This is a genomic window from Blautia sp. XA-2221 (assembly GCF_028767025.1).
GTDB lineage: Bacteria > Bacillota > Clostridia > Lachnospirales > Lachnospiraceae > Blautia_A.
On record NZ_JAJQXX010000017.1, the window covers coordinates 17,509 to 32,420 of the forward strand.

The window sequence follows — 14,912 nt, forward strand, 5'->3', positions numbered from 1 at the left end:
TGCCACCTCCTTACTCCACGATCTTGCCGTCCTCAATGCGGACAATCCGATCTGCAAGGCGGGCAATGTCGTTGTTGTGGGTAATCATCACTACGGTTTGCCGGAACTCCGCGCTGGTACGCTTGATAAGCCCCAGCACCTCGGCACTGGTCTTGCTGTCAAGGTTGCCGGTCGGCTCGTCGGCCAGCACGATAGCCGGTTTGGTAATCAGGGCGCGGGCAATCGCCACACGCTGTTGCTGGCCGCCAGAAAGATTGTTGGGCATATTTTTCAGTTTATCTTCCAGTCCCAGCAGGTGAACGATCTCGTCCAAAAACTTCTGATCCACCGTGTCCCCATCCAGTTCCACCGGCAGGACGATATTCTCATACACATTCAGGATGGGAACAAGGTTATAGTTCTGGAAGATAAAGCCGATGTTGCGGCGGCGGAAGATGGTGAGCTGTTCGTCGTTCTTCTTTGCCAGTTCTTCGTCCCGGACAATCACGGTTCCGCTGGTGGGAATGTCCAGCCCGCCCATCATGTGAAGCAGGGTAGACTTGCCGCTGCCGGAGGTTCCCACAACGGCCACAAACTCGCCGTCCTCCACGGAGAAGTTCACGCCGTCAAGGGCGCGGGTGATGTTCGGCTCTGTGCCGTAATACTTTTTCAGATCAATCGTCTGTAAAACGCTCATACTCAAAACTCCTTTCAAGGCTTCCTGCCTGTTGATAAGGCTATTGTAAAACTCAAATGTCCGCGAAATGTTACAGCGCCCCAAAAATTTCATTGAAAATCAGGGTAAAATGTTACAACGCTCGGACATTTCATTTTATCTCTGCACTTCGGGCCAACTTGGCCCGAAGCAGAAAGTTCCTCTCAACGAAAAGGCAGCATAATAGAAAATTCCGAACCCTTACCCGGCTCCGAAACCACTTTGATGTAGCCACCCTGCCGCGTTACGATCTCGCGAGCCAGATACAGACCTATGCCCACGCCCTGCTGTTCATGTACTTCTTCCTCACGATAGAAGCGCCGGAAGATGGCGGCCTGATTGCTTTCGGAAATACCCTTGCCGGTATCGGTCACTTTGATCTCCACATACATTTCCCAAAGCACCACCGACACCGTGATTTTCCCGCCTGCCGGGGTGTACTTCACCGCATTGTCCAGCAGGTTAAAGAGGGCTTCGGATGTCCACTTGCTGTCATGGGAAACGGTCAAATCCTCCGGGCAGTCCACGGACACGGCGATTTCCTTTTTCTCCGCTGCATACACGATTCCACTCATGGCCTGCGCCACGGTATCAAAGAGGCGGCCCGGCTTCTTATCTAACTGGATCACGCCTGTTTCCAGCCGGGAGGTTTTCACAAGGGCCTGAAAGAGAAAGTCCAGCTTATCCATCTGGCTGCGGATTCCCCGGATAAAATCGGTGCGCTCTGCCTCGGTCATGGGCTTTTCCAGCAGGGTATCCGTCGCCATTTTCAGATTGCTTACCGGCGTTTTCACCTGATGGGAAATATCCGATACAAGGGTCTGCAACTCCTGCCGTTCCTCGTCCACAAGACGGCGGTTCTCCTGCATGATCTGGTAAAGCCTTGCCAGCCGGTGTCCGATTCTGGCAAGCTGGGTTTCGCTGTCCTCTGGACGCTGGGGCGCTTCATTCCCGGCGATCATGTGGTCTAAGGTCTGGCACAGGTCAGCGGTAAACTGTGACAGCCGCTTTCCAAACGCCTGCGTCAGTACGAAAATCCCCACAAGGGCGCACAGCAGAAGCGCCCCACCCGTCAGCAGCACCGCAATCTGTTTTGTCACAAAAAACAGGGCTATGGTGATCCCGGACATGGAGAGGACAAGTCCTATTGCCACCCGGCCAAACAGCCGCTTTACCGAGAGGTTTTGAAACTTCATTTTGCCTCGCCTCCCGTCCATTGATAGCCCATGCCGTAAACGGTCTTGATGTAGGGCGCGCCGCCGTCGGATTCAATCTTGCTGCGAATCCGACTGATGGAGGTTGTCAGGGTGTGTTCGTCTACAAACCTCTCGTCTATATCCCACAGCTTTTCCAAAAGCTGCCCACGGGTCAGCACTTGCCGGGGATTTTTACGGAACAGGTTCAGCATTTTGTACTCCATCGGAGATAGGGTCAGGGGCTTGCCATTTAAGGAAGCCGTCTGCTCCGAGAAGTCCAGAAACAGCCGCCCGTCGTCGTAAATGTCCTTAGCCGGTTTGTGGTGTTCCAGCATGGCGAACATAGCTTTGATCTTCCGCTGCAAGGCTCCGATCACAAAGGGCTTTGTGATGTAGTCCACCGCGCCCACTTCATAGCCCCGTATCTGGTCGCTCTCCTGATCGTTGGCGGTCAGGAAAATTACAATGGTGTCCGGGTGCTGGGGCTTGATCAGCTTGCACAGCTCAAACCCGTTGCCGTCTGGCAGGTTGATGTCCAACAGCACCAAATCAAATTCCCGCTGGCGGATGGCCTCGGCTGCGGTTCTGGCGTTTAGGGCAGAAGTCACGCCGTAGCCGTCTGCGGTCAGGTTGTAGGCCAACATCTTATTCAAAAAACTGTCGTCCTCGACAATTAAAATCTGCTTCATATCCTCACTTCCTTTGCTTTTGCAGATAGTATAACAGGCAAATGTCCGCGAAATGTTACAGCGGACGGATTTTTTCAAAAAATCTATCAGCAAAATATAGCTCTATTAAAAAGCAGCACCAAAGAAGATATTTTCATATCCCCCGGTGCTGTTTATATATTATTTCAGCTTATCCTTATTATCTTCTTGTTTCTTTTTATCCCGATATTTCCGTATGAGTTTATTACGGATAGGAACGCCAACACCAATCAAAAGCACAACTGCCAAAATTGTAAAATCCATACAATCACCTCACATTTCCTTATTCTTCATAACCCGAATGGACAAGAAGATTGAAACCGCATACATCACGACAATAGCAAAAACTGCAAGCAAAACGAGAAGTATCGGAGACGATTCAACGACTGAAATAATTGAGTTCCCGATAGCTGGCATTTTAGAGAGAAGAAGTAAAGTAACCAAAAAACCGGCCACTGGAATATACATAAATACCCGTCCTTTGATTGAACCGTACTTGTAATATCCCGGAATCTGGAACACAGTATAGAGTGCAAATAAGAATACTCCTGCAATAGCGGCGGTCACAATGTCAAATACGCCAACTGTTTCACCCAGCACTTTCAAGACAAGCGGCTGTGCAATCAAAGAAATAATCAAGGAAAGAAGCCCCATTGCAAGGACGAAAACATAGCGTCCAATCACAAGCTCGCTTTTACGAACAGGTAAAATACCAAACAGACGATCCATACTGTTTTTTTCTGTGATGGAAAAGGTATATCCCGTCGTCATGGCAATAAAGCACATAGCAAAGGATACCCCTGTCAGCAAAGAACGATTGATTGCGGCAAACACAATCGGCAGAAGCAGGGTAAAGCAAATCGTCTTAAAATATGGTTTTACCAATGCAATATCTAATTTTGTAGATTTCAAAATATTACTCATAATCGTCACCTTTCTTGCTTGTAAACACTACAATCTCATCAATGGTGGCAGGCTCAACGGTCAGGTTGGAGAAACCGTTAATATCTTCGGTTTTCATCAGAGCCTCAAATCCCGTAGGGAATGTACGAATACCAGCCGCCTTATTTTTCAGATCATCGGACAGTTCCTCAATTCCACCTTTTACAATGCGGAACATATCTACAAAATCATCTTTGCTGCCAGTAAAGTACAGCTCGCCATAGCTGATGTAGGTAATATAATCGGCTGCACGCTCCAAATCGCCTGTGATATGGGTGGAGAACAAAACACTATGCTCGCCATCTTCAATATACTCTGAAAGAATTTTCAAAAGTTCATCTCTGGAAACCGGATCAAGTCCACTGGTCGGCTCGTCGAGGATCAGCAGTTTGGCGTCGTATGAAAACGCACAGGCAAGCATTAACTTCATCTGCATACCTTTTGAAAGTTCTTTTACCTTTTTGGTTGGTGCAATGTGAAATTTCCGTAACATATCCGCAAATTTCTGGCTGTCCCAATTTGGATAAAATACCGAAATGGATTTTTCAACCTGCGACACTTTCCAATCATCACTGAAATAATTTGTATCGAAAACAACGCCCAGCTCTGATTTTACTTTTTGTTCTTCTGCGATATTATCCAGCCCCATCACTTTGACTGTGCCGCCGGTGCGCTTGAGCATATTCAAAATCAGTTTGATTGTCGTTGTTTTGCCAGAACCATTCGGGCCGATCAAGCCCATAATATATCCCTTTGGCAAAGTAAAGCTGATATTGTGAAGTTGAAAAGAATCAAAAGATTTTGAAAGATTCGTTACCTCTAAATAATTAGTCATCTGTTTTTACCTCCGTTAAAATGTCCAAAAGGCGATGTAATTCCTCTGTGGATAGATTTGCCATTCTTGCAGCTTTTATTGCTTCGGTGAGATTGTTTTCTACTTTGCAAATAAGCTGCTCCTTAATCAGTTCTGAACCAGACCCCATTACGAAACATCCGCGCCCCTGCACATTTTTAACAAAGCCCTCTTGCTCTAATTCTGTGTATGCCTTTGTCACTGTTAAGACGCTGATCTTTAGGTCTTTGGCAAGTGTTCTAAGGGAGGGCAAAGTTTCTTCGGCTTGAAGCTCGCCAGATAAAATAGCCGCCTTGATCTGCTGTTTAATCTGCTCGTATATGGGGACGCCAGATACATTTGAAATAATCAGTTTCATTTCTGCATCCTCCGTGTGTTTTAACTGTTATGCTGTTGTGTATAACAGTATAACACAGAGAAAAAATAATGTCAATGAATGAATGGATGTTTGTGTTTTCAAGGTTCAAGAAAACATAGCGGAAATAAAATACCACCTTACATCATATTTCATTACATTTTCATAATCCAACCCGAAATGTACAATGATATAGGGTGATATGAGAATGAACCAAGATGAAAGAAGGTTTGACTTTCACGGCCTCGGGGCGGCTCTCAAAAGAGCCAGAGAAGAAAAGGGCTGGACACAAGCCTATGTTGCGGAATTAGTAGACCGTGACTCCCGTACCATTATGAATATTGAGAACAAAGGTCAGTATCCCAGTTTCAACCTTTTTGTTAAACTCATTACCATGTTTGACGTTTCAGTTGACCAATTTATTCATGCGGACGGAGGGGCAAGGTCAAGCTCTTGCAGAAAACACATTGATGTACTTCTAAACTCCATGAATGAAAAAGAGCTTGTCGTGATAGAAGCCACAGCCGAGGGCATTAAGAAAGCCAGAGAAACGGAGGTTCCAGAATAAGGGCCTCTGTTTTTTTGCGCCATTTTAGGGGCTGCCGCTAAGTGGCAAGCAATGCCTCTGTGGCCACAAGTGGCACAAAGGCGGCTTGTTGGGGCCCGCCCCAAACCCGTATCTTCGGGCCAACATGGCCCGAAGTGTCAGCGTCGCTTTGCTCCTTGTTTTCATAACCTTAACGCTCCTTTTCATGCTTTCGTCCCGGCCCGGTGTAGCCCATCAGAGTGTCAATGTTCGCCTTGATTGTGACGATCTCCTGCATATCCCGTCGTGCCTTCTGGTATTCTCCATAGAGCTGTTTTTTCTTTGCTGTGAGCTTGCGGCCTTCCTCCTTCAGCACATCCATTTTAGGGAGCTTCGCCCCGCCCAGCAGAGAGCGCATTTCCGCTTGTGCAGCCCGGTACAGTTCAAGGTCGGCCTCATGCTCCGCAAGGAATTTCCTGCTGTACTTCGTCGCCTTATACTGCTCAAAGACTGGGCGGGTTTTGGCATACTGAACCGTTGCAGCCTTTAGCCCGGCATTGGTTTTCATAGACTGTTCCGTCTGCTTGACCTGCTCGGAAATAGCATGGAAACGGTCTGCCGCCTCGGTGGCTTTCTGCGCCAACTGCTCATAATCGGTCAGGTTATTGTCCTGTATATAGGCAAGAGCGGCGGCCATCTGCTTAATGTTAAATACCTTCGCCCAGCGTTCATATCCAGGCCCCTTACCGGCAGCCAGCTTTGCTTGAATATCCACCGCCAGACTGATTTTCCGTTCCGAGCGCCCGGGGCGTTTTTCTTTGCCCTCAATGGCAGACAGAACATCTTGCAAGTCGTAGCCGTCTCCCAGCGTGGAAGCCCGCAGACGGGTAAAGCGTTCCTGTCCCTGCCCGGTCAGCCGGAAACTGATACCGCCGCCCCGAACCGTCTTGACCTCATATCCGGCCCGCTTCATCAGATTGAGAAATTCGTCCAGATCAGCGGGGCGTTCCGCCAGCGCAGTATCAATGGCAAGGCGCAGTCTGTCCTGATAGGAAAGCGGCCCTTTTCGTTCTTTCTGCCATTCTCCATAATTCCGATACTTGCCCTTGCTCCGGGGCTTCGGGTTCTCTACAATGGACAGCCCGTTTTCAAGGCACAGCCTGTCAGAGAGCCGCCGGAGGGCGAAGCTGGAGCCCCAAAAGTTTCGGAATTTCCGGGTGCAGTCAAGGGTGGTGGAGTTGTAATAAATGTGACAATGGATGTGCTGCTTATCAGTGTGCGTGGTAACGATAAAAGCGTGCCGCCCCTTTGTCCAGCGCATAGCCAGCTCATAGCCGATACGGTTCGCCTCCTTCGGGGTGATCTCGCCCGGATAGAAGGATTGTCGTATCTGATAGCACAGCACATCATTTTCTTTTTTCTGTTCCCGGCCCGTCATAGCGGCATAGCTGGCTTTTGCCAAAAGGAACTCGTCCGCCACGGTGGTCGGATCACATTCATAAGCGGAGATATACTTTCCGCTTTCTGTTTTCTCCGGGTCCTTGCCATAGTCCAGACAATCCCGGATAGCCTCAGCAATCGTTTCGCCTTCGCCCGCATGGCGCTGTAACAAAGTTGTGGTAGCCAAAAATCATTCCTCCTTTCCATGAGAAAGGGGCGGCCCATTCAGACCGCCCCGACTTCGGGCCAGTATGGCCCGAGGCTGCTTAACTTGCCAGAAACCGGTACAGAGCGGATTTGCCTCCGTCCAGCGCCCAAAGAAGGGAGCCCGCCGCCGCTTGCAGTCCATACGGCGAAAGAAGGAAGGCAAGAAACAGAAATACAATCCCGCCTATGGGCGTCGGCGTGAAAAAGAGAGCGACACCCAGCACCGTCAGGATCACAGAGGCAATCGTCAGCAGGACGGCACAAATATCAAATAGGAACACCAGCAGAGCCGCCAGAAGGGACAACGCTAAAGCAAAGGGAGCAACCAATATTTTCAGCAGTATCTTCATCTTCAAAACCTCCTTTATCTATCCTTCCTACCTCTATTTTATCATGCTTGCCCGGGGACATAAATGTTGCGAAAGATTAGTAAATCCTGTCCCAAACTTTTGGGTCATACTGGCCCGAAGTGGTAAAAAAAGAGCAGGGCGGCAAGCCCCACAACGGAAGCCTGCCGCCCTCGTCTTACTTTGCCACCAGCTCGGAAAGCTCCCGCAGCACCTTTGACACCTCGCCCCACAGCTTTTCATAGTCCCGCTTCAATCCGTCGATTTCCTCCGGGTACACGCCATAGGTGTGTGCGTGTACGGCGACCTGATTGAGATTGTTGGAACAGCGCCGTTGCAGAGAGATCAGCTCTTTTACGGGCGTAAGGTCGATGTGCAGGATATACCCGTTCAGAGCCATTTTCCGTACATAAGCCCCGGCGTTGGAAATGCCCGCCTCGGCCATCCGCTCATGGATGGCCGCCAGCTCGTCCGGTGTTACCATGACGTGCAGATGGACATTCCGCTTGCGGTTCTCCATCAGCGTTCCAGCTCCCGGCCTTTCCGGCGTTCTTTGGGCTCCTTTACCTTATCCAGCGGTTTTGCGTCCAACTCCGGGGGCGTGGGCGGGATGGGCGTGTTGTTGGGTACGCCGTCGATCATGTTGCAGTTCTGCTCTGTGGAGAGCTCGGCGGTTTTCAGATAGTTGTCTTTTTCGTGCATGGCGATCCTCCTTTATCGTTCCTCATGGTTTTTATGGTTTCGCTTCTGGCCGGGTTCCTTCGGGGGTCCCTGCCCTCTGGTTTCATCTTTGAGCCGGGCAGTAATGGATGGGCGCACCCGGTCAGGATTGCCCGGTGCTGGTTTCAGCTCATAATCCTCCATCTGCTTTTCGGTCAGCGGCTTTGCGTAGGTCAGTTCGCCCCATGCCATCAGCCTGCCGTCTGCCACAGGACGCCGCCTGTCATCATCGTAGTTGACGATGGAAAGAGGCTGGTTATCCGGCGGCTTCGGGTAAGTTCCTATGTCCACGGGCCGCTGGGTGGAATAATAGCGGTAAACGCCCTCCGGTCCCAGCTCGGTATGCTTGACCGCCGCATGGTAAAACTGCTGATAGTCGTCCACCCGGCGGTCAAAGTCCCTCTGCGCCCACGCCTGACTGGTTCCATAGCGGCCCCAGTAGTAATCCCGATGGCCGTTTTCCCCCTCGGTAAACTGCCAGGTCACAAAGGGGCTCGGCGCTCCCGGATTATGCCCCAGCGCAAAGCCGTGTCCGGTTTCAAAGGTGGCAGCTTTCAAAATCACATATCCTTGTACTGTCTCCAAGAGATTCCTCCTTTCTGTGCCTCGGGTCAACATGACCCGAAGTGCTGGATGTTACGAAATAAGAGGGCAGACCGGGGAGGAATGTAATAAGATATTCCCACCCCGGAAACACCCTCAAAAAAGCCCGGAATGTCAAGCCTTTGGAGGCGGCAAATCGTAACAGCCGCCCGGCCTTTTCTCCCGCATTTTCCTCATGCGTTCCCGGCTTTTCCGTCGGTTCCCTTCGGTCTTGCAGGCGTCGGAGCAGTAGGCTTGACGCCCCTCGGGCAAAAATGCCTTTCCGCAGACCGCACAGGCCCGCAACTCCGGGGAGATGCCTTCCGTTGTCAGCGCCGCTTGAAGCTCCGGGTTAAGGGGCAGGACAGCCTCACGGAAGTAACGGCAGTACGCCCCTGTCCAGCACTTGTGCAGCATATAGCAGGCACAGTCAAGAGGAAGGCACAGGCCGCTTTCCCGGTCATAGTTGGCGCACATCCCCGTGACCAGAGTGCGGATTTTCTTCTTCTCGTCACGGGTCAGCTCCCGGGCGTCCATTTATGACTTCGGGCCACGATGGCCCGAAGGGCGGGGCTCCACGATCAGCGCCCGGAACTTCTTCCGGCACTGTTTTTTCTTTCCTTTGCACTCCTTGTAATAACGGCATCCCTTACAAGGGTCGTCATTGTCCCAGCCGGGGTGCGGTACTTCCTTCATCATTCGTTCAAAAGGGCTGCTTGTAAAATTCATTCTCATTCCTCCGTATCTTCCTCCCATGGCGGGGTATCTTCGTCCTCGGGTTCCTCTGCGATCTCCTCCAGCTCCCCGTCCTCATATTCGCAGTAATCATCTTCCAAATCCGGGGCTTCATGCTTCGGCTTGTAAATCTTGAAATAGTAACCAATTCCACCGCCGGCCAGCACCACCGCACCGATCAGGAGCAGAGAGAGAAAGGGGCTGTCCTTTTTCTCCGGCTTGGGTTCCGGTACTTCCTCCACCGGTTCGGTGGGCTTTGGCTCTGGCTCAGGGGTCACTTCTTTGGGCGGTTCCTTACCCTGTTCAGCAAGAGGCAGAAGGTCGTCTGTGGTAACGGTATTGAGGAAATAGACGTTCTCGCTGGTTTTCTGTTTGTCGATCACCAGATAAAACACGCTCTCGTCTGCTGTGGTGATGGTGTAGAACTCCTTTCCATCCTCGTCGGTGGCGTTGTCCACCACGGTTCCCGTCCCGTCCGGGGTAAAGGGGTTCTGGGTTTCCGGCTCTGCTTCGGTTTCTGCCGGGGAGGGAGCTGTCTCCGGCTGCGGCTCGCTGCTCTGTGCATAAGCCGGGACTGTAAAGATCAGGCAACACAAAAGGCTGGCAGCCATTGCCGCCAGCCTGCGAAATTTAGTTTTCTTCATGGGCCGTGTCCTCCTTTTCGGGTGCCTCCGGCTTCGGGTCAGTATGGCCCGAAGCGGTAAGGCTGTTTTTGGGGTCATTCAGAAAAGCCATAAGCTGGGCGGGCGTCAGTTTGAGGGAGCGCACCGCCTGCACGATCTGGCTGTTTTCTTCCTCCTGTTTCTGCTTTTCCAGCTCCCGGATTTTGGCCTGCCATTCGGCGGCCTTCTCCCGGGCTTTTTCCAGTTCCTTATCGAGCTTGTCGATTTTGTTCATGCAAGGACTCCTTTCCTCTGGCTCACAAACGCCCGAAGGCATAGAAATGTGTCTGCCAGTAGCTTGAATTGATGTTTGCGTATTGGATGGGCGAACCACAATGGAGCATCATCCCGTCGCCCACATAAATCCCCACATGGGATACAGGGCCGGGGCTGTCATAGGTTCCCGTGAAAAAGATAATGTCGCCGGGCTTTGCCTCGGAGGGAGAAATGATAGCACACTGGTTGTAAATGCCCTGCGCCGTGGTACGGGGCAGGTTGTGGACGCCGCTGGCCGTGTACACCCAGCAGACAAAGCCCGAACAGTCAAAGGAGGTGGACGGGCTGGAGCCGCCCCACACATAGGGCCAGCCGATGTACTTTGTGGCTTCTTCCATGAGCGCCGCAAAAGCCGGGTCATCCAGCGCCTCGCCGGGTATCTCATAGCTGGGGCCGGTATCTTCGCCACCGTTGTAAATCCCTTCCCACAGATAGGGTTTGTTGCCTTTGAGCTGCTGCATAACGGTGTAGATTTCTCGCTGCTGTTCGTTAAGCCTCGGCAGGATCACGGCAGGCAGCGTCTTGTTTGTGAGGGTCACATTGAGAATGTAATACTCATAGGGAACTTCCTCGGTGGTGGTTTCCCCGGTCTCCGGGTCGGTGCTGGTTTCGGTGCGGTAGCGTATCTCGACTTCCTCCGTCAAGGTCAGTTCATACTGTGCCTCGAAGATCTCCCGCAGCTCGTCCTGCACCTGTTCACGGAAATACACATGGTACTTTGCCGAGAGATAGGACGCCAACTCATAGGGGTTATGGCCGATCTCGTCCACGGAATAGCGGTACTCGTCATAGCCGGGATGGGTGCTTTCGATGTTCGCTACCGTCTGCGCCAGCTCGTTTTCCAGCGCTGTGTAGTCCTCGTCCACCCCCAGCAGGTCCGTATCCTCCGAGGCGTAGGAGGTGCCGGATAACGCATTGGCGAGGCCGCTGCCAAGCGTGGGGAAGATGGAACTTACCGCCGACACAAGAAAACAGAGCAGCAACAGCAGGAGCAGGACCAGCACCGCCACGGGATGACGGGTCACAAACTGCGCCGCCCGACGGGTCGCAGTTCCCGAAGCGGCAGCGGTTTTCTTTGCGGCCTTTGCGCCCTGTTTTGCAGCCGCCTTTGCTTCTTTGGAATACCGGCGTTTCAGTTTCCATTTCTGCTGCACACGGGAAAGCGGATTGCTGGCAAGCTCCGGGTGATCGGAGGCCATCTTTTGAAAATCCACATTGGCCCGGGCTTTTATGTCCTTCCGTTCCCACTTTGCCACCTTCCGGGCCGGGTGTTCCCGGTATCTCCGTTTGGCATACCGGGTCAGTTTCCGGGCTCCGGCCTCGGCCACAAGTTCCGACTTATGGGCTCCTTCCACACCCACATTTTCATGCTCAACTTCGTGGATTTTGTTGTGGAGATAAAACCATGCTTCGGTGCGGGCTCCCCGGACAGCTTTCTTCGCAAGCCCCGGCGGCTTCTTCGCTGCCCGTTTTGCCTCGGTCTTGTCCAGTTTCTCCCGGGCCTTTCCCAGCTTTTCCCCGGCGTGTTCCGCTTTTGCCTGTGCTTTCTGGTACTTGTCCTTTTTGCTCCCGGCCTTCTCGGCGGAGCCCTCCGGCTCCTGTGCCTTGCCGGTATCCTGCGGCCCGTCCGCTTCATCTTCCTGCCTCATGCGGTCAGAGGGACGGCTTTTCCGTCTGTCCTCTTGAAACTTGCCGCTTTTGGACTTCGGGCCATCATGGCCCGAAGGACTGTCCTGCCCGGTATCCTCGTCCTTAAACCGCAGGCGTCGGGATGGTGCGGGGGAAGGCCCTTCCCGTTCAGCCGGTCCGGGGCGATTGCTCCCGGTATCCTCCGTCGGCCCCGGCCTTTGAAAATTCCATTTATCCGGTTTCTTTCCGATGATGTATCCCTCCTTTCCAAACCTCGGGCCAGCATGGCCCGAAGTGCGTTATGCCCGGTTCATTTCCTGTTTTTTGTCCTCCGGGCGGGTGGTCATAATGGCGTACAGCTCGGTATTCTGCGGGAAGCGGTCAACAAACGGGATGGTGGTATTCCCGAAGAACAGCAGCCCTTCGCCGGAATTGGTATGGGTCACATAGGAAAGCTGGTGGGGGCTGATCCCAAGCTGTTTGGCTAAAATCTGCCGGTCGCCCTGTGCCTGCGAGAGCAGCACAAGGAAGTCCGAGTTTTCAAAGATATTCTCGATCTCCGGGCTTGCCAGAAAATCCTTCACGTTCTGCGTTAAAGCACTGGGAACGCACCCTTTTTTTCGCAGCATTTTCCAGACCGCCACACAATAGCTTGCCGTCAGACGGTCACGGAGCAGCACATGAAATTCGTCGAAGTAGCACCATGTAGCGATACCGCGCAGGAAATTCATGGACACCTGCGAGTTTACCAAGTCCTGCATAATGAGCATGGCAATCGTCCGAAGCCCGGCACCCAGCTTTTTTAAGTCAAGGCATACCAGACGGCGGTTCAGGTCCACATTGGTTTCATGGTTGAACACGTTAAGGGAACCCGACACATAGATTTCAAGGGCAGTTGCCAGCCGTACCGCCTCGCCCTCCGGCTGGGAACAGAGCAGGTCATACAGGGTTTGGAGGGTCGGCATTTTGCTTGTTTCCGGGTCCTGCAAGTGTTCCCGGTACATCTGGCGCACACAGCGGTCAATGACGGTACGCTCCACCGGCTGCAAGCCGTCCTTGCCGCCGACGATCAGCTCCATCAGCGACAGGATAAAGTCGGCTTTCAGCGCCATCGGGTTTTCCTCGTCGAAGCTCAAATCAATGTCCATCGGATTGATGTGGTGGGGGCTGTCCGGGGCGATCTCGATGACCTGACCGCCCAGCCGCTTGATAAGGGGCGAATATTCGCCCATCGGGTCAACCACAATGATCCGGTCACGGGTGGCAAGGAACACGTTCACAAGCTCCCGCTTTGCGGCAAAGGATTTGCCGGAGCCCGGCACGCCGAGGAACAGGCCGTTGGGGTTTTTGAGCTTTTTCCGGTTTGCCATGATGACGTTATGGGAAAGTGCGTTGAGCCCGTAATAGACGGCTTCGCCATCCATGCGGAGCTCCTGCGTCATAAAGGGAACGAAAATGGCCGTGGAGCTGGTCGTCATGCCGCGCTTGATCTCAATGCCGTTATGGCCCAGCGGAAGGCTGGAAAGAAAACCATCCTCCTGCTGGAAGTCCAGCCGCTTCAAGGTGCAGTTGTATTTCTGGACGATACCCGACACCGTGAACAGGTCATTGTCCAGCTCCCGGCGGGTCGGGGCCATGTTTACCACAAGGAAGGTCAGAAGGAACATTCGCTCATTCCGGCTCTGTAAATCTTCCAAGAGGGTCTTTGCGTCGTTGCTGTACGTTACAAGGTCGGGTGGAAGTATGTCCATGTCGTACCCTGACCGGGCTGCCTTCTTTTGTTCCTCCACCTTCATCTTGTCAATGTCGGAGACTTTGGCCTTGATGGATTTTACGGCGGCGGCCTGATCGACGGTTTGGATATGGAGAGTGATGGTCATTTCCGCATCCATTTCCAAAAGCTCCGCCAGCAGCTTGTCCGAGAGCTCCGAGGCCAAAATCTGCAAGTAGGAGGCGGCACCCCAAGTCGTCCCCACCCGGAACAGACGGCTGAAACGGAAGTCGAAGCTGTCCGGGGCGATAAAGTCTTTGGTGGAAAGCCCGGTTTTGGGGATCATATCCCATGAAAACCGGAAGGGGGAGCCGCTGCCGGGGTGGAGCTGCCCGTGAAGAAGCTCCAGCCGTTCCAGCCCCGAAAGGGAGCGGCACTTGACACCCAGCTTTTTGAAGTTCCCGCAAATGTCCGCCTCTACACGTTCCAGCCTTGCCCTGGCGGTGGGAAGGTCGTCCACATTCACGCCGAAGGTCAGGAGCTTTGTGCGGACAATGCCGTTGTTGCTTTTGGCGATCTGGTTTTCCAGCATTTCCACATACTCACACCGGACGCTGTTGTAATCGTCATCCTGCATGGGGATGTTCACGCTGTACCGGCTGCCCGGGCGGCTTCGGTGGTTGAGGAAGGAAAGCTGGAACGGAAGGCTGCTGTCAAAGTAGTTGAGGCAGGCGCTCCACCCGTCAAAGATGGCCGCCTGATCTTCGGACTGTGCGAGCTGGTAGTTGATGTCCTCGTATTCAATGGTTTTGGTGTAATAGTGGTCCGCTACCCGGCACACCCCGTCCCGGTACATTTCCCGGTAAGGGAGGGTCTGCTGGGCGGTGGTGGGAATATTCTTTCCTTTCGTGAACAGGCCGGTAAGGCCCTGTTTTTCAGGCTTTCTGCCTGCGGGCTTTCCGGCCCTTCTGCTGTTTCGCAATCGGCTGCGCCTCCTTTCTGGCGCTAAGCAGCGCATAGAAGTTTTCGGTTTTGTAAGGCCGCACACGGGGATAGAGGAACCGGGTGCGGATGATGTTTTTCAGCACTTTTTCCAGCGGCAGACCGTCTCGTTCATACATAGCCAGAAAGAAGAACGGGAGCATGAGGCCGATCATCAGGAACATGGCGGCACTGTTCCCGATACTGCCACGAGAAAACAGGTAAGCCGGGAGGCCCACCGCCGCTGCGCTGGAAAAACAAACAAGCTGGCGCTTCGTTAGGTTGAAGGCCAGCTTTGTCTTGATTTTGGAAAGGTCTTTTGGTACTGGCACATAGGCCATTTTGGTAC

Annotated in this window: 20 protein-coding genes; 1 reads left to right on the forward strand and 19 read right to left on the reverse strand. The window is 52.8% G+C overall.

From position 1 onward, the window contains the following. Nucleotides 1-10: 10 nt before the first annotated feature. The 7 genes from LU279_RS12310 to LU279_RS12340 form a co-directional block, all read right to left on the reverse strand. Complete coding sequence (locus tag LU279_RS12310) at nucleotides 11-676, reverse strand: ABC transporter ATP-binding protein (RefSeq protein ID WP_274422794.1); 666 nt, start codon at nucleotides 674-676, stop codon at nucleotides 11-13. Nucleotides 677-858: 182 nt separating this feature from the next. Beyond that, entirely contained in the window at nucleotides 859-1,890 is a 1,032-nt protein-coding gene (locus tag LU279_RS12315) for a sensor histidine kinase (RefSeq protein WP_274422795.1), read from the reverse strand. Beyond that, nucleotides 1,887-2,579 (reverse strand): response regulator transcription factor, encoded by a 693-nt coding sequence (locus tag LU279_RS12320; RefSeq protein ID WP_195386457.1) that lies wholly within the window; start codon nucleotides 2,577-2,579, stop codon nucleotides 1,887-1,889. The genes LU279_RS12315 and LU279_RS12320 overlap by 4 nt, the downstream gene beginning before the upstream one ends. Before the next feature lie 159 nt (nucleotides 2,580-2,738). Then, nucleotides 2,739-2,861 (reverse strand): hypothetical protein, encoded by a 123-nt coding sequence (locus LU279_RS12325; protein ID WP_262348839.1) that lies wholly within the window; start codon nucleotides 2,859-2,861, stop codon nucleotides 2,739-2,741. A gap of 9 nt (nucleotides 2,862-2,870) precedes the next feature. Then, a complete protein-coding gene (locus LU279_RS12330) occupies nucleotides 2,871-3,521 on the reverse strand; it encodes an ABC-2 transporter permease (RefSeq protein ID WP_015567057.1) in 651 nt (216 codons plus the stop codon). Further along, nucleotides 3,514-4,374, reverse strand: a complete 861-nt coding sequence (locus LU279_RS12335) for an ABC transporter ATP-binding protein (protein WP_274422797.1) — start codon at nucleotides 4,372-4,374, stop codon at nucleotides 3,514-3,516. The genes LU279_RS12330 and LU279_RS12335 overlap by 8 nt, the downstream gene beginning before the upstream one ends. After that, entirely contained in the window at nucleotides 4,367-4,750 is a 384-nt protein-coding gene (locus LU279_RS12340; protein WP_002578893.1) for a GntR family transcriptional regulator, read from the reverse strand. The genes LU279_RS12335 and LU279_RS12340 overlap by 8 nt, the downstream gene beginning before the upstream one ends. Nucleotides 4,751-4,955: 205 nt before the next feature. On the opposite strand from LU279_RS12340, the gene LU279_RS12345 reads away from it, so the two are divergent. Further along, a complete protein-coding gene (locus tag LU279_RS12345; RefSeq protein ID WP_442870160.1) occupies nucleotides 4,956-5,315 on the forward strand; it encodes a helix-turn-helix domain-containing protein in 360 nt (119 codons plus the stop codon). Nucleotides 5,316-5,484: 169 nt separating this feature from the next. On the opposite strand, the gene LU279_RS12350 is transcribed toward LU279_RS12345, so the two are convergent. The 12 genes from LU279_RS12350 to LU279_RS12405 form a co-directional block, all read right to left on the reverse strand. Continuing rightward, on the reverse strand, nucleotides 5,485-6,900 hold the full coding sequence (locus tag LU279_RS12350) for a relaxase/mobilization nuclease domain-containing protein (protein ID WP_274422802.1): 1,416 nt from the start codon (nucleotides 6,898-6,900) through the stop codon (nucleotides 5,485-5,487). Between the two features lie 79 nt (nucleotides 6,901-6,979). Further along, nucleotides 6,980-7,270, reverse strand: coding sequence for a CD1845 family protein (locus LU279_RS12355; RefSeq protein ID WP_005927606.1), 291 nt, complete (start codon nucleotides 7,268-7,270; stop codon nucleotides 6,980-6,982). Nucleotides 7,271-7,445: 175 nt separating this feature from the next. Continuing rightward, a complete protein-coding gene (locus LU279_RS12360) occupies nucleotides 7,446-7,787 on the reverse strand; it encodes a plasmid mobilization protein (RefSeq protein WP_005927607.1) in 342 nt (113 codons plus the stop codon). After that, entirely contained in the window at nucleotides 7,787-7,969 is a 183-nt protein-coding gene (locus tag LU279_RS12365) for a DUF4316 domain-containing protein (RefSeq protein WP_003500078.1), read from the reverse strand. Before LU279_RS12365 ends, LU279_RS12360 begins: the two co-directional genes overlap by 1 nt. A 12-nt stretch (nucleotides 7,970-7,981) precedes the next feature. Continuing rightward, nucleotides 7,982-8,605 carry a hypothetical protein gene (locus LU279_RS12370; RefSeq protein ID WP_442870161.1) on the reverse strand — a complete coding sequence of 208 codons (624 nt, stop codon included), beginning with the start codon at nucleotides 8,603-8,605 and terminating at the stop codon, nucleotides 7,982-7,984. Nucleotides 8,606-8,704: 99 nt separating this feature from the next. After that, nucleotides 8,705-9,106, reverse strand: a complete 402-nt coding sequence (locus tag LU279_RS12375; RefSeq protein ID WP_274422806.1) for a cysteine-rich VLP protein — start codon at nucleotides 9,104-9,106, stop codon at nucleotides 8,705-8,707. Further along, entirely contained in the window at nucleotides 9,107-9,298 is a 192-nt protein-coding gene (locus LU279_RS12380; protein WP_003500082.1) for a hypothetical protein, read from the reverse strand. A 2-nt stretch (nucleotides 9,299-9,300) separates the two neighbouring features. Beyond that, the gene (locus LU279_RS12385; RefSeq protein WP_274422807.1) at nucleotides 9,301-9,948 is read right to left on the reverse strand and encodes a DUF4366 domain-containing protein; all 648 of its coding nucleotides are present in this window, start codon (nucleotides 9,946-9,948) and stop codon (nucleotides 9,301-9,303) included. Then, nucleotides 9,935-10,201, reverse strand: coding sequence for a DUF4315 family protein (locus LU279_RS12390; RefSeq protein ID WP_005927622.1), 267 nt, complete (start codon nucleotides 10,199-10,201; stop codon nucleotides 9,935-9,937). Before LU279_RS12390 ends, LU279_RS12385 begins: the two co-directional genes overlap by 14 nt. A gap of 22 nt (nucleotides 10,202-10,223) precedes the next feature. Continuing rightward, nucleotides 10,224-11,891, reverse strand: a complete 1,668-nt coding sequence (locus LU279_RS12395) for a C40 family peptidase (RefSeq protein ID WP_008401436.1) — start codon at nucleotides 11,889-11,891, stop codon at nucleotides 10,224-10,226. Between the two features lie 279 nt (nucleotides 11,892-12,170). Then, nucleotides 12,171-14,600: a VirB4-like conjugal transfer ATPase, CD1110 family gene (locus tag LU279_RS12400; RefSeq protein ID WP_442870162.1), complete on the reverse strand. Its 2,430-nt coding sequence runs from the start codon at nucleotides 14,598-14,600 to the stop codon at nucleotides 12,171-12,173. Next, the gene (locus tag LU279_RS12405) at nucleotides 14,518-14,904 is read right to left on the reverse strand and encodes a PrgI family protein (protein WP_003500106.1); all 387 of its coding nucleotides are present in this window, start codon (nucleotides 14,902-14,904) and stop codon (nucleotides 14,518-14,520) included. The genes LU279_RS12400 and LU279_RS12405 overlap by 83 nt, the downstream gene beginning before the upstream one ends. Nucleotides 14,905-14,912: the final 8 nt, after the last annotated feature.

Coding starts and splice junctions, on each gene's coding strand:
- LU279_RS12310 (WP_274422794.1), bottom strand. CDS start 676: ATGAGCGTTTTACAGACGATTGATCTGAAAAAGTATTACGGCACAGAG.
- LU279_RS12315 (WP_274422795.1), bottom strand. CDS start 1,890: ATGAAGTTTCAAAACCTCTCGGTAAAGCGGCTGTTTGGCCGGGTGGCA.
- LU279_RS12320 (WP_195386457.1), bottom strand. CDS start 2,579: ATGAAGCAGATTTTAATTGTCGAGGACGACAGTTTTTTGAATAAGATG.
- LU279_RS12325 (WP_262348839.1), bottom strand. CDS start 2,861: ATGGATTTTACAATTTTGGCAGTTGTGCTTTTGATTGGTGTTGGCGTT.
- LU279_RS12330 (WP_015567057.1), bottom strand. CDS start 3,521: ATGAGTAATATTTTGAAATCTACAAAATTAGATATTGCATTGGTAAAA.
- LU279_RS12335 (WP_274422797.1), bottom strand. CDS start 4,374: ATGACTAATTATTTAGAGGTAACGAATCTTTCAAAATCTTTTGATTCT.
- LU279_RS12340 (WP_002578893.1), bottom strand. CDS start 4,750: ATGAAACTGATTATTTCAAATGTATCTGGCGTCCCCATATACGAGCAG.
- LU279_RS12345 (WP_442870160.1), top strand. CDS start 4,956: ATGAACCAAGATGAAAGAAGGTTTGACTTTCACGGCCTCGGGGCGGCT.
- LU279_RS12355 (WP_005927606.1), bottom strand. CDS start 7,270: ATGAAGATACTGCTGAAAATATTGGTTGCTCCCTTTGCTTTAGCGTTG.
- LU279_RS12360 (WP_005927607.1), bottom strand. CDS start 7,787: ATGGAGAACCGCAAGCGGAATGTCCATCTGCACGTCATGGTAACACCG.
- LU279_RS12365 (WP_003500078.1), bottom strand. CDS start 7,969: ATGCACGAAAAAGACAACTATCTGAAAACCGCCGAGCTCTCCACAGAG.
- LU279_RS12370 (WP_442870161.1), bottom strand. CDS start 8,605: ATGTTGACCCGAGGCACAGAAAGGAGGAATCTCTTGGAGACAGTACAA.
- LU279_RS12375 (WP_274422806.1), bottom strand. CDS start 9,106: ATGGACGCCCGGGAGCTGACCCGTGACGAGAAGAAGAAAATCCGCACT.
- LU279_RS12380 (WP_003500082.1), bottom strand. CDS start 9,298: ATGAATTTTACAAGCAGCCCTTTTGAACGAATGATGAAGGAAGTACCG.
- LU279_RS12385 (WP_274422807.1), bottom strand. CDS start 9,948: ATGAAGAAAACTAAATTTCGCAGGCTGGCGGCAATGGCTGCCAGCCTT.
- LU279_RS12390 (WP_005927622.1), bottom strand. CDS start 10,201: ATGAACAAAATCGACAAGCTCGATAAGGAACTGGAAAAAGCCCGGGAG.
- LU279_RS12395 (WP_008401436.1), bottom strand. CDS start 11,891: ATGAGGCAGGAAGATGAAGCGGACGGGCCGCAGGATACCGGCAAGGCA.
- LU279_RS12400 (WP_442870162.1), bottom strand. CDS start 14,600: ATGCGCTGCTTAGCGCCAGAAAGGAGGCGCAGCCGATTGCGAAACAGC.
- LU279_RS12405 (WP_003500106.1), bottom strand. CDS start 14,904: ATGGCCTATGTGCCAGTACCAAAAGACCTTTCCAAAATCAAGACAAAG.